The sequence below is a fragment of the Nocardiopsis aegyptia genome (assembly GCF_013410755.1).
In the GTDB taxonomy this organism is placed as follows: domain Bacteria; phylum Actinomycetota; class Actinomycetes; order Streptosporangiales; family Streptosporangiaceae; genus Nocardiopsis; species Nocardiopsis aegyptia.
Genome location: NZ_JACCFS010000001.1, coordinates 4,243,527 through 4,256,248, shown reverse-complemented (window position 1 = coordinate 4,256,248; position 12,722 = coordinate 4,243,527). Strand labels below are relative to the sequence as shown.

The 12,722-nt window shown below is 62.6% G+C and carries 11 protein-coding genes; 6 read left to right on the top strand and 5 right to left on the bottom strand.

Annotated features, from left to right (window positions below; translation table 11 throughout):
- Window positions 1-5: 5 nt before the first annotated feature.
- Window positions 6-953, bottom strand: a complete 948-nt coding sequence (locus HNR10_RS19025) for a NaeI family type II restriction endonuclease (protein WP_312889345.1) — start codon at window positions 951-953, stop codon at window positions 6-8.
- Between the two features lie 9 nt (window positions 954-962).
- Window positions 963-1,778 (bottom strand): hypothetical protein, encoded by an 816-nt coding sequence (locus HNR10_RS19020; RefSeq protein ID WP_179825445.1) that lies wholly within the window; start codon window positions 1,776-1,778, stop codon window positions 963-965.
- Window positions 1,779-2,326: 548 nt separating this feature from the next.
- On the opposite strand from HNR10_RS19020, the gene HNR10_RS19015 reads away from it, so the two are divergent.
- The 4 genes from HNR10_RS19015 to HNR10_RS19000 all read left to right on the top strand — a co-directional run bounded on the left by HNR10_RS19015 (window position 2,327) and on the right by HNR10_RS19000 (window position 7,203).
- Window positions 2,327-3,145 carry a hypothetical protein gene (locus HNR10_RS19015; protein ID WP_179825443.1) on the top strand — a complete coding sequence of 273 codons (819 nt, stop codon included), beginning with the start codon at window positions 2,327-2,329 and terminating at the stop codon, window positions 3,143-3,145.
- A 31-nt stretch (window positions 3,146-3,176) separates the two neighbouring features.
- Complete coding sequence (locus HNR10_RS19010) at window positions 3,177-3,872, top strand: hypothetical protein (protein ID WP_179825441.1); 696 nt, start codon at window positions 3,177-3,179, stop codon at window positions 3,870-3,872.
- 63 nt (window positions 3,873-3,935) lie between these two features.
- On the top strand, window positions 3,936-5,357 hold the full coding sequence (locus tag HNR10_RS19005) for a ParB N-terminal domain-containing protein (RefSeq protein WP_179825439.1): 1,422 nt from the start codon (window positions 3,936-3,938) through the stop codon (window positions 5,355-5,357).
- Window positions 5,358-5,526: 169 nt separating this feature from the next.
- Entirely contained in the window at window positions 5,527-7,203 is a 1,677-nt protein-coding gene (locus tag HNR10_RS19000; RefSeq protein ID WP_246406300.1) for a DEAD/DEAH box helicase, read from the top strand.
- A gap of 42 nt (window positions 7,204-7,245) precedes the next feature.
- Here HNR10_RS19000 and HNR10_RS18995 read toward each other — a convergent pair whose 3' ends face one another.
- On the bottom strand, window positions 7,246-8,433 hold the full coding sequence (locus HNR10_RS18995) for a restriction endonuclease (protein WP_179825435.1): 1,188 nt from the start codon (window positions 8,431-8,433) through the stop codon (window positions 7,246-7,248).
- 281 nt (window positions 8,434-8,714) lie between these two features.
- Here HNR10_RS18995 and HNR10_RS18990 point away from each other — a divergent pair, with 281 nt between their 5' ends.
- Window positions 8,715-8,912 (top strand): hypothetical protein, encoded by a 198-nt coding sequence (locus tag HNR10_RS18990; RefSeq protein WP_179825433.1) that lies wholly within the window; start codon window positions 8,715-8,717, stop codon window positions 8,910-8,912.
- An 81-nt stretch (window positions 8,913-8,993) separates the two neighbouring features.
- Window positions 8,994-10,724 (top strand): arginine--tRNA ligase, encoded by a 1,731-nt coding sequence (argS, locus tag HNR10_RS18985; RefSeq protein WP_312889344.1) that lies wholly within the window; start codon window positions 8,994-8,996, stop codon window positions 10,722-10,724.
- A 334-nt stretch (window positions 10,725-11,058) separates the two neighbouring features.
- Here the strand turns inward: argS and HNR10_RS18980 are convergent, their stop codons facing one another.
- Window positions 11,059-11,793, bottom strand: coding sequence for a hypothetical protein (locus tag HNR10_RS18980; RefSeq protein ID WP_179825429.1), 735 nt, complete (start codon window positions 11,791-11,793; stop codon window positions 11,059-11,061).
- Window positions 11,794-12,048: 255 nt separating this feature from the next.
- Window positions 12,049-12,498 carry a hypothetical protein gene (locus HNR10_RS18975; protein ID WP_179825427.1) on the bottom strand — a complete coding sequence of 150 codons (450 nt, stop codon included), beginning with the start codon at window positions 12,496-12,498 and terminating at the stop codon, window positions 12,049-12,051.
- Window positions 12,499-12,722 lie beyond the last annotated feature (224 nt).

The window sequence follows — 12,722 nt, the reverse complement described above, 5'->3', positions numbered from 1 at the left end:
CTCAGTCATACCTTCGGAAGTAGGGGAGCTGGTTCGACCGGGTCGGTTTCAGTAGCAAGCACCCACCAGTCGTCGTCGATGAACGCTTTCGGCCTCTCCTCTCCAGTGTGCGTGCCGGCACGGACCACCCTGGATGAGACGAACTCGCCGGGCCCCGGGACAGGGAGTCCCAACTGCTCCGCAATGGTTGCGTGCCCCTTGTACTGCCCGAGGATGATGATGCCCTCCGGGCGAAGGTTGGAGCGGGACCCGCCGTTGCCGCGGACCCGCTTCATGTAGTCATCCTGCTGCGCGACCGTCGCCACGACTGCCCGCCTGATGAGGGTCCCCTGCGCCCGACGGAACAGTTCGTCGACCCGCTTCGCTCCGGACCCAGGTGCGAAGATCGCCTCGACGTCCCCGTCGGGCAGGTGCAGAAGCGCGTTCACGGGCAGCGGGGCATCGGCGAAGAGCCATCGAACAGCCTGGCGGCCCTGCTTGTTCAGATAGCGCTTGGCATCGCGGTTTTGGCCTCCGCCCAGCAGGTCCTCCCTCGCCCGGACCAGGCCCGCTGACCAACGCGACTCGCTGTCGCTGGCCCACAGCACGAGGCAGAGCTTGCCGACCGCCTCGGGCGGAATCATCCACGAACCGTGCTTCTGCGAGTACTTGCAGTCGACGTCGATGTCGCAGATGCGGTAGTCCAGCTCCTGGCCTCCCGGGAACTTGAATTTCCGTTGGAGGTTGATCTCTACCAGCGTGCCGAAGTGCGTCTTCTCCGTCTTGTGGAGCTGGTCCCAGCGGTAGCGCCCGGTCCGCTGCCCGTCCAACAGCATGTCGAAAGTACTGCGCAGAGCATCCGCGAATCGGCGCCCGTCCGTGTCAAGGCTGAACAGGTGCTCGGCGACCAGGTCGAGCTCGGGGTCTGAGACGCCGCCGGCACCCGGTTGTGGGGGAACGTTCAAGAGGTACACGAGGCCAATCTATAGCGATCCGGGCGCCTTCCAAAGCTGGGTACTCAGCTGGTGCAGCCTCTTGGCGCAGGCATCAACTGCAGCTTCATCGGGAAAGTGAACCTCACCCCAAAGACGCTGAGTCGGGATCCCCAGTTCAATGAACTTCAGCCCCGACTCCTCCCCGCCGAGCAGCTTCTCCGCTGGCGGCTTGCGTCCCGTCTGACCGTCCCGAAACTTCTGGTTCTTGATGTAGAGCGACACCGACGTGGTACCGATCCACGTATCCGTCCTGAAGAGGGCGTCAGCAAGAGGGTGGAAGCAGGCGTCCAGCCCCAGTTCCCGCAATCGGGCCACGACATACATCTCCCGAACGAAAGAGTAGTAGGCCAAGCCAATCCTCCATCGCACCGAGTCCTTCGCCTGCTGCTCGCTGTAACCGACTCCGATGGCCTTCTTGACCTCCTCCCAGGCCGGCGTGTGAAGCATGGGCCGGAACCGGTCGAGCCTGCTCCACTCACGGAATTCCTGGAACGAGTACATCCGACCGCGCTCTTCGAGGTGGAAGTGGAAGATGTGGGAGAAGGCGAAGTCCGGTCGCCAGTCCCGGATCGACTCAACTTGGTACCCCTCGCTCGGCCTGAGCCTGCCGAGAGCGTGCTCCGAGGTGAGACTGCGGATCTCTGACGATGCGAGCTTGTAGACCGCCGACGTCCGATGTTCCATCACCCGCTCAGTGACATGCGGCTTCCGCCTGCGCCAAGCATCGAACACACGCTTCCCCGCGCGGGACTTCGTGAATATTCTGAGAACTTCTTCGGAGTCAGTAACCAATTCTCTATCCATATCCCCTTGCCTGACTGTTCGCCTTCAACCCCCAACCTAGAGCCAAGGATCAAGGAACCGGAAACGTTGCTGATGAGGAACGGCGTCAAGGCAACCACAAGCCTCAGACCTTCAGGTCGCGCTCAGTTGATGCGCGCAGGCACTCCCGCCGGTCCGCCGACAGGCACGAAAAAGGAAGAAAAAGGAAGGCGAAAAATTCGCCAAACCAGGCCGAGTCAAGGTAGGATGCGCGCCCCAAGATCCCCATGCGCAGGCTGGTTGAGACTCCCGTCTTCAGGCTGAGGAACCCAGCGAAGCCCTCACCAGCAAGCCGGCGATGCCTCCAACTACCTGCATGAGAAATACATCCGCCGGTCCCCCTGACACGCAAAAAAATGCAAGACCCTTGCCCATGTCAACTTTCTCCCGCGTGTGGCACACTCATTGGCAAGCACCGGGCCCAAGGACAGCTCGATGCCGCTGTCCGCACGCCCAATAGATCGAGGTAAGCCGTGCCCCAGTCGCCTGAACCCCTACCGCCCATTACCCCCTGCTCTCAGGCGGACACCGTGAGGGTCTTCATTGAAGGGCGGGGATGGAAGCGGAACCAGGTAGCCAAGGAAATGCCGAGGGTAGTTGACAGGTACCTGGAGGTCCACCCTGTACCCAAGGGTGAGAAGAAGCCCTTGGAGATCATTGTCGGATCGACATTGTCGCGGTGGGTAAATAAGGGACACAGCAAACCTGCACCACGCGCTACGTTCAACGCCATCGTCCTGACTGTTCTACACCTCGAATGGGAAGCATCCGGCAAGCCCGGTACGCCCCCGGACCTCCGAGACGTCGCCAGGCACTGGAACGAATGGCATTCCCGCCTCAAGACGACCTCTGGGAGCCCGATCCCCTCTTCGGAGACCGCCAGGCCCCCTGCAGAGACGATTGTCCAGATTGACCTGTCAGATGCTGTACACGTCCGCCTCAGCAAGGCCTACGGCTCCGCTGGCGCTTCCCTGCTACAGGCGACCCGGGATTCAGATGTCAGTGCCGCCCTTGATCTCGGTCTACTGCGCTTCCTGGACGGACACCGCGCGGAAGGCGAGTCCTTCCTGCAGCAAGCGCAGACCGGCGGCAGCCGGGAAGCAGCCGCGCTGTTGGACTCCGAAGATCCTTCAGAAGTCCGCGCGGCGACTGCGGCGCGGTTGGCCTTCGACCGGGCAGTTCGGCTCGATGGGGACTCGCACAACGGAGAGAGGAAGGTCCTCCTACTGGAGCGTGCAGCCCACGCCAAAATCCGAAGCGCGATCGGGATGCTGGCCGACCACTTCGAAAGCCTGGGCGAGACCGGATCAGCCGCACGCTGGCGACTACTCGCCGACCAGGAACGCTAGCGGATCAGCAGGAAAGCCATAGGAGGAAAGCATGATCCCTGTGTGGAATGACCCGGCGCTGAAGGCCGGCGCAAGGGTCCGAATCGCACTCTGGCTCCTCACCGAGGTAGAGGTGGGGAACACTTTTACAAAGGCTGACCTCCGAGACGCCTTCCCCGGAGTGGAACAGGTCGACCGCAGGATGCGGGAGCTTCGAGAGCACGGTTGGGTCATCCGTACCAACAAGGAGGACCCCGGCCTACCACTGAACACGCTCCAGTTCGCCGAAGCAGGGGACGAAGTATGGAAGCCCGGCGTCGCCCGACGCTCAGCGGCCTCCCAACTCACCAGCAAAGAGCGATCTGCCACCATGGCTGCCGACGACTACATGTGCACCTCCTGCGGCATCGCCGGCGGAGAGGTATACCCCGACTCCCGGCGCGGGGAGACAGCCCTGCTATCACTCAGCAGTCGGCAGGTGAAGCTGCCTGGTGGAAGCGTCCAGCAGCAGTTCGTCACCGAGTGCAAACGGTGCAAGGCCGGCACAGACCCAGAAGAGGCGCCCAGCCTGACCAGTGTGCTTGAAGGCGTCGACAGTCTCACCCCGGACGAGCGGGAGGAACTCACGCAGTGGCTGAGGAGGGAACGCCGTCAGCCCCGCCGCGTGGAGCAGTTGTGGACCGAGTACCGGCGGCTTCCTGTCGATTCCCGTGATGCTGTCGCTGAGCGCCTCCGTTCACAGGTCTGACCGATGTTCGCCCGCTCCCCTGCCTGACACTGCACAACCAAACAGGAAGAGGCTGCCCCAGCCATGATCGCAAGCACACCGCGCGGAGATGAGATCCGCGCAACCGTCGAAGCGCGACTGCAAGAGGTTCACAGGTCCGGAGGCACATCCGAGACCGTGCGGGTCGAACTGCGCGATCAGCCCGTCAATCTGCTGGTCATCACCATGCCGGCGGCCGATCTCTACTACAACCCCGAGAGCCACCGGATCCGCGCTCAGCGCGACCACGAGCCCGCGCGTGATGCAGAGCTTCGAGCAGATCCGTGGAGCCCGGCCAGTCAGGCGTATATGCACGACCTGCTCAAGGCCAAGTCCGACAATCCGGACGCACCAGATCCCGCCTTCGAAAAGCTCAAGAAGGACCTCGCGGAGTTTGGACAGAACGACGCCGGGATCATCACCCATAGCGGGATCCTGGTCGACGGCAACACGCGTAGGGCTGCACTGCAAGAGCTGACTTACCCGAACATGCGGGTGGCAGTACTTCCTGCAGATGCCTCCTGGACCGATATTGCCACTGTCGAGCTGGATCTGCAGCTGCGGACAAACCACCGCCGTGCGTACTCCTACATCAACCGGCTGATCGCGATCCGCGAGCAAGTCAGCAGCGGACGCACCGTGAGCGAGATCGTCAAGGCCTTCCGGACAACCAAGGAGTCTGTTCACCGGGACCTGTGGGTCTACAACTTCATCACCGATGCGATCGAGCGCAGCCGGACTGAATTGAGCAACGGGACACTCGCCACCCTTCGGCTCATGGACTTCGAAGGGCACCAGGAAAGCCTTGGTGAGCTTTACCGCCATCAGAAGGAGATGAACAGCCACGAAGCCGACATCCTCAAGGAAAGCCGTCTGCTCGCCATCCTGATGAATACCGCAAAGACAAAGCTGCGCTACATCAAAGATGACTTCCATGAGGAATACCTGGCCCCGAGGCTTGACGGGAGATTCGCTCCTCCCAAGGGGAGCAGCGCCGAGAGCCTCGGGATCCCCGGCCTCGATCTCGAGCCCGGCCTGGAGATCGCCGAGGAGTCCTCCACTGCACAGGAGGCCCGCGCGGCGACCGATGCCGTGCTGAAAGCCAAGGTCAAACAGGCATTCTCCAACTCCTTGTCCCTTGAGGAGGCCGTTGAGACACGCGACCTGCTCGGAACCGTGAAAGAGGCGCTAGAGCGCGGCACCGCAGGAGCCGAGGCAGCCACACGCCGCAGTCAACGCAAGGTTGCAGCGGCAGAACGGCTCACCGAGGCCACGTCTCTGGTCCAGGAATCCACAGATCAGGTCGCACAAGCCCGCAGTCAGGACCTAATGCACTACGAAGCGCTGGATGCATCCCTCATTGAACTAGCAAAGGCACTCAAGCAGCTCTCCCGGGTCGCTTCTCGGGGTGTGGAACGCCCGGGGCGAGGCCTGGCATGGCTGCAGGACGCAGTCACTGACCTGTGAAGGGATTGTGCTCATGCCCAGTCTGAGCCTGGAACTAGTCCCTGCGGGAACAGCGGTTGTCCTGCAATCCGACGAAGGGCACGCAGCTGCCCTAGGGCGGTTAGCTTCCCGGTTCCGCAGCAGCGCTTACCGCACACCCTTAGCGATTGAGGTTCCACTTGACGACTTCTTGTCCAACTTCCAGGCGCTACGCGGTTGGCCCGCCGAAAGCAGGGCTGACGTCCGGTGGCAGAAAGAGCTGACCGCGCTGCTCCAGGACTCGCTCAAGGACAGTAAGCAGGCGGAGGAACGGATCGCGGGCGACGGCGCCCATCCGGTGCACATCGGCGCCGACAGCATCGAGGAGCTTCTCGGCCCCGTGTGGAGAGCCGACCTAACCGGATTCCAGAGGAGGGATATCGCCAAGCTTCTGTCCATGCGGCACGGCGCCAACTTCAGCGTTCCGGGGGCCGGCAAGACAAGGGTGGCACTCGCTGACTTCCAAGCCAAGCGCCATAGCGGCGAGGTCAGGCGCATGCTCGTCATCGCGCCGAAGTCCGCCCACGGCAGTTGGGAAGAAGAGTCCAAGGTGTGCTTCGAGCAACCGCTGTCCATCCACACGGTGGACGGACGCACCTTGGATCCGCTGGCCGACATCGTGCTCGTCAACTACGAGCGACTTCCCATAAGCCATGTTGCGCTGAGCAAGTGGCTGGGTGCCGAGCCGTCCATGCTCGTCCTGGACGAGGCTCACCGGATGAAGCGCGGGTCAGCGGGCGTCTACGGGACCATCTGCCTGGCTCTTGCACCCCTTGCACGACACCGTCTCGCTCTGACCGGCACGCCCGCCCCCAACGGAGTCAAGGACCTGCAGAACCTGTTCAATTTCGTATGGCCCGGCCAAGGCGGGCGCACCGTGGAGCAGGCAACGGCCAACCGCACCCTCTCCGAGGCCAGCGGTATCCTCAAGCCATTCTTCTGCCGAACCACCAAACATGAACTCGGGTTGCCCCCGGTCAACGCACAGGTCGTCCGCGTACCGCTCAGTGGCCTGCACCAGCAGATCTATACAGCCATCCGCGGTGACCAAGGGCTGCGTGCCGCTGGGCGAGGGGAGGAGGATGAACTAGAACGGTACGGCCGGGTGGCCATGTACCTCATCATGGCGGCAACCACTCCAGGCCTACTTTCCACTGGGAAGGCAAAATACGACCCGCTTCCCTACGACCTGCCACCTCTCCCAGTGCCGCAGAACAAGAGCTTGGCCCAGCTGATGCAGAACCTTCCCCGTTACGAGGACTCCCCCAAGTACCGGGAGGCCTGCAGGATCGTCAATGCCAACGCCACGCGCGGCCGCAAGACGATTGTGTGGTCCACATTCGTCCGGAGTCTCACCACGCTGGAACGGATGCTGTGGGACTTCGCACCAGCTGTCGTCCACGGCGGCACGCCGAAAAGAGATGAGGACATCACCCGATTCCGCAACGATCCCGACTGCATGGTCCTGCTGTCGAACCCTGCCACCCTGGGCGAGGGGATCAGCCTGCACCACGTCAGCCATGAGGCGGTGTACGTGGATCGGGACTTCAACGCAGGCCGGTTTCTGCAGAGTCTGGATAGGATCCACCGACTAGGGCTGCCACCGGACACCGAGACCAACATCAAGGTCCTGGTTGCCGAGAACACCATTGATGAGGCTATCGAGGAGCGGCTAGCAGGCAAGCTCCGGTTCATGGGCGCCGTGCTCGACGACCCTGGTGTCGAGCAGCTCGCGGATCTCGAGGACGCGCCTGCGGCCCCTGCCGGGCTGGAGCGATCCGATCTCGATTCTCTCCTCCGACACCTCCGAGAGGACCCATCAGGGTAGGCCCGCTGCCTCCCGCCGGTGCCTGCAGTCAGCGGCTAGTGATTAGGGGAAGGACGTCTGGAGCCATTTCCGGACGTCCTCGGGCGAGCTGAAACCGCGTTCCTGCAGCAGGTCAGCGATGTCTTTTCCGCACATCAGGACGACGGGATGGCGGTCGTCCCGGACTTCGCTGTAGGCCTGGGCGTTGAAGTAGGAGGTGGTAACGAACACCCCGAACTGGCGGTTGCGCAGACGTGAGATCAGACGGGCTACATCACGCACACCCACAGGTGTTCTCTCGCCGTAGCACTTGGCTTCCAACGCGAACTCGACAGGTACTGGGTCTGCGTCGGGGCCGAGAACGTACTCACCGATAGCATCGCGCCCTCCGTCCCGGTACGGCTGCGTGACCTCACAGCGACCGGTTGCCGGGGCCTGCATCCTCCACAGGGCGACGGCGCACTCCTCGAAACCGTGCCAGCGGCCCTTGAAGTACTCGGTGATCTCCGCGATGAGCGCCTGACCGTCCGAAGCAGGGGTCTGTTCGTCCTTGCTGCGCGTATTCGTCGTGGCCGGCGCGGTCAACACGGTGTACTGGCGGGCTTTGACCCAGGCCAGCCATGCGGCAGGGGCATTGGGACCGGTTGTCAGCCCTTCGGATAGCTCATTGATCCACGCCCGAGTGACGATAGCGGTGTCGAGAACAGTGAAGACCGCTCGGTAGTTCTGGAAGCGCTGCCCGCGTGTACTCCGCCACAACGCAACAAGTTCATCCTCCGGAGACAGGGCCTCGGCTCCTGGGGCGAGAAGGCCTCGAAAGCGGACGTCGCGTCCCCCTCCAGCCTTCTGGAACAGCAGAAAGGGGGGAATCTGGGCCCGATCTTCAGCCGTCCCCAACGCTCGAGCAAATGTGTCACGGAGCAGGAGGTTCCCACCACGCCCGGTGTCGTGCAGGTCGTGCCCGGGACGGCGGTTGTCCCCGTAGTACATGAACCGACCCGTCTGCACATCAAGGCGGTCCGGCCAGTCCGGCTCCCGGCCCGAGCTGTACAGCACGGCCAACTTGACATCCTGCTTCCGGGGGGAGCCCACGGTCCGGAAGCCACCTTGGTTTCCTACCTTGGCAACGATGCGGGCGATCGGGTCGTCTCCACTGTGTCCTGCGGTGCCTCCTTGGTACGCGGCGTCCAAGAGGAGGTCGCTCTCCGTGAGGGCAGAGAAGGGGAATGTACGCGCACTGCTGGCTGGCATGATGCGTACTTTATCGTCACACGCAGGCGATTCAAGATCTTATGTCTGGATTTTCTGCTATGTGCGCTTATCTAATACTTCAGTTGTAGATCCTGGCCCGACTGGACGAGCACCAGGTCAAGGCGTGGGCGCCTTGGAACACGTGACGCCTGCTGACCATGCTCCTACGCGTTCACTGCCGTGTGCTGGCTCCTGGAGGCACGCGCAGGCTCCGAGAAGCCCCCAGACCAGGTCGCAAGAATTCCTGAACAGGAATATTCGGCATATTCCTGGACTCGGGCGTGAGCCACGCGTACGGAATCGAGGATCTCGGCGACCTGGCGCGGCGGCGCAGCCCTCTTCGACGCCCCGCGCGCATGGAGGATCTCGTCGCTGCTCTGTTCTTCCTGGAAGGAGCGACCTCGGTGACCGGCCAGGTCATCCACGTGGATTCCGGCGAACACCTTGGAGCTGCCCCAGGCGCTTCGAATTGCGGGTGACCTGGCACAACGCCCATGACACACTTGACCAAACCCCGGGCTCCACAGGTCTGGGAACCAAGAACAGGAAACGGAGTCACCGTGGTAGGGGACATCGGAGACGATCTCGGACAGCGCGTCGTCGCTGCCGTCGGTGCCGCGTTCGACGTGGCATGCACGATCGAGGACGCGGTGGTCCGACCCTCCCAGCGAGAGGGTGTGGACTACCAGGTCAACGTTGCGATGGCGCTGGCCAAGCGACTCCGACGCCCTTCCCGAGAGGTGGCCGAGTCCATCGTGTCCCACCTCGAGCTCGACAACATGGCTGAGACGGTGGTGGTAGCCGGGCCAGGGTTCATCAACATCACCCTGTCCACCGGCTGGCTGGGCGAGCACACCAGCCGGCTCGCGGCGGATTCTCGGCTCGGCTACGTCCTGGCCACCGACCCACAGCGCGTCATCGTCGACTACTCCTCGCCCAACATGGCCAAGGAGATGCACGTCGGCCACCTGCGCTCGACCATCATCGGTGACAGCCTGGTCCGCCTCATGGAATTCGCCGGCCACGAGGTGATCCGGCAGAACCACATCGGAGACTGGGGAACGCCCTTCGGCATGCTGGTCGAACACCTCATTGATGAGGGCCTGGCTGAACGCGACTTCAGCATCAGCGACCTCAACCTCTTCTACCAGCAGGCCAGGACCAAGTTCGACGCGGACGAGGACTTCGCCGAACGCGCCCGTACCCGCGTGGTCGCTCTGCAGGCTGGGGATCCCGCCACGTTGGAGTTGTGGAACCGCCTCCTGACCGAGTCCAAGCACCACATCGAGGCGGTCTACGCGCTTCTCGGTGTGCGGCTGAACCCTGACGATTACAAGGGCGAGAGCACCTACCAGCCCTGGCTGAACGACGTTTCCGACGAGCTGACCAGGCGTGGAATCGCCGAGGACAGCGACGGCGCGCTGTGCGTGTTCCTCGAAGGGTTCACCGGCCGTGAGGACCAGCCCGTCCCGCTCATCGTCCGCAAGCGCGACGGCGGGTTCGGCTATGACGCCACCGACCTGGCCACGATCCGCTACCGGGCCCAGGACCTCAAGGGTGACCACCTCATCTACGTGGTGGGTTCCCCGCAGGCCCTGCACTTCGCGATGATCTTCGCCGCCGCACGCAAGGCCGAATGGGTCAGCCCGGAGACCACCACCACCCACGTGGGGTTCGGCAGCGTCCTGGGCGAGGACGGCCGCATGCTGCGCACCCGGGCGGGTGCGTCGCTCAAGCTCACCGATCTGCTGAGCGAGGCGGTAGAGCGGGCCAGCGCTCTGGTTGCAGGCCGGACCGACCTGCCGGAGGAGGAGCGGGAGGAGATCGCCCGTGCCGTGGGGATCGGCGCTGTGAAGTACGCCGACCTGTCCTCGGACCGGGAGAAGGACTATGTCTTCGACTGGGACCGGATGCTCGCGATGGACGGCAACACGGCCGTCTACCTCCAGTACGCGCTCGCGCGCATCCGCTCGATCGTGCGCAGGGCGGGAGAAGCGCCGCCGCTCGGGTCGCCGGTGTCCCTGACCGAACCCGCGGAACGCGACCTGGCTCTGCGCCTGGCGCGCTTCCCGGACGCCGTGCAGACGACCATCACCAACCTCCAGCCGCACCGGATGGCGACGTACCTGTTCGATCTAGCCACCACATTCAGCTCGTTCTACGAGAACTGCCCCGTGCTCAAGTCCGAGGGACAGGTCCGGGAGTCACGGCTGGCCTTGGCGGCGCACACCGCGGCCGTCCTGGAACGAGGACTCGATTTGCTCGGCATCGCCGCTCCCGAGCGGCTTTAGGGAGTCACGCCGGGACAGGGCTCGCATCAAGACGACGCCCTGCCTCAGCCATTTGGCACCCGGTGGTCGTCGTGGAAAATTCAACGCTTCACGGTCGACCCTTCGCGACGGCACCTTCCCCGACCTGGGCGACATCCTGCGCACGGTCCATGTGTCCACCTCCTGGCCTGATGCGGGCACATACCCGGGGGTATCGGCATGGAGCGCGTCACCAGGTGCCAAGGACCCCGTGGGTACGAGCGCGATCGTGGTCGCCTACCGAGACTTTGGCACCGGCCACAGATGACCGTCGCCGATACCCGGTGCGCCAACGGTTCTAACGCCCGCGCGGACCTCACGAAGACCCCGCTTGCCCTTCTTCCTGACTTGCGCGCCGATCGAGGCGCCTGTATATCTCATACGGTGGTTCTTCATCTCTCCATTCGCTCACAGGAAGTGTCTCCCATTTCACGCAGACGCTGAGAATAGCAGCGAGATCGGCTCGACGGCGGGACAAGCGTGCGAGATTTTCGTCATTGCCACGGTCGACCATATCGTCCTTATTCATCTGATCGAGGAAACCGTTCCAGTGATCTCGAAACCAGATGTAAGCCCTCGAGCCAGTCTCTCCTTTTTCTGGAGCTAGCACCATCATCAGCACGACCGCGCGGTGGTCGGCGCGGGTGCGCATGGAGTCAACGTAGGAAATATGGGCATCCACCGCGTCTTCGGATTCGCTCTCTGGAAAGCCCCCAAGGGCATCCTGGTATTCGAAGCAAGCTAGCGTGAACCGGGAGGCCACTTTTCTATACAATTCGTTCTTGCTTTCGGAAAGCAGGTGTTCCTTGCGTTGTTTCTCTGCTCGTTTTAGATCCTCGTTGGCGTTCTTGGCTTCAAGTTTCCGAGTCTCCTCAGCAGCTGCATCGGCGTGCCTTCGGTCGCCCTCTGCCTTCTTGATTTCCTGGCGCGAAACCCACCATGCGATGATCCAGGCGACGAAACCACTGAGGATTCCGCCGAGGACGTTAGGCCCGTAGAGATCACCGTCCCACCAGCCGAAGAGCCAAGGCCATCTAGGGCAATAAATCATGAGGGAACAGTACCGGTCTGGCACCGGACATGCCCTAGGCACGCGGAAGAAGGTCGCCGATGCCCGGCAACGGACCACTCAAGGACACCAGTAAGCGGGCGCGTCGCAGGAGCGGAACTGCCTTCGTTCCATATGATCGAACACATGTTCGTCAGATTGGTGCATTATGCTCCGCCTGCCAGGTCGCCGAGTGGGCCATCGGAGACGGCAACATCTGAGGGTGCGAAGCCACCCATCTGACTCTCGATTCGGGTGTTACCCGAAGAGGCTAGCAAGTAGATTAACCAGTGTGGGAGTGAAGGATGCGAGTGCGACCGCTGCCCCCAGGACTCCAGCTACGGTCCCTGCGATTGTTGCTCGCAGGGATTTCTTTTGGCTAATTCGAGCATTTTCTGCCTGAAGCTCTGCCTGTTCTGAAAGTTCTTGATGAAGGCGAACCTGTTCTGCAAAAAGCTCGCAGATACGATCGAAATCAAAGGCTTTCTCGACTGGCCCTGGCTCAACTATTTGATATGTATGCGCGCATTTTTCTGGGTGGTATTCTTCTGTTTCTACGTAGATCTGGCGAGCTGTGTCGCGCAGCTCAAGAAGGCGCGCTCGAATTTCTCTCGCTGCCTGAGCGAAGTCCTGAAGATTCGCCCCCACTTTCTGCATCTGACGATCTTCACCATCATCGTCGGGGCCGAAGGCCTGGCGTGTGTGCATGAGAGTGAGACGAACCCGGGCTCGTGTTCGGTTCCGGGTTTGGGCTTCTCTAGGAGGCTCCTGGACGAGCTTGGTTACCCGCCGCAGGGCCGTTGGTGCGCAACTACGGCGGCCAGGTGCTCTCGACCTGGGCGGCGAACACGGTGGTGTGTCCGGGGTGGGGTGGCGGCCCGGGTCGGGATAGACGATGACGGAGAGCCGTCCCGTCTCACGTGTTTCACTAC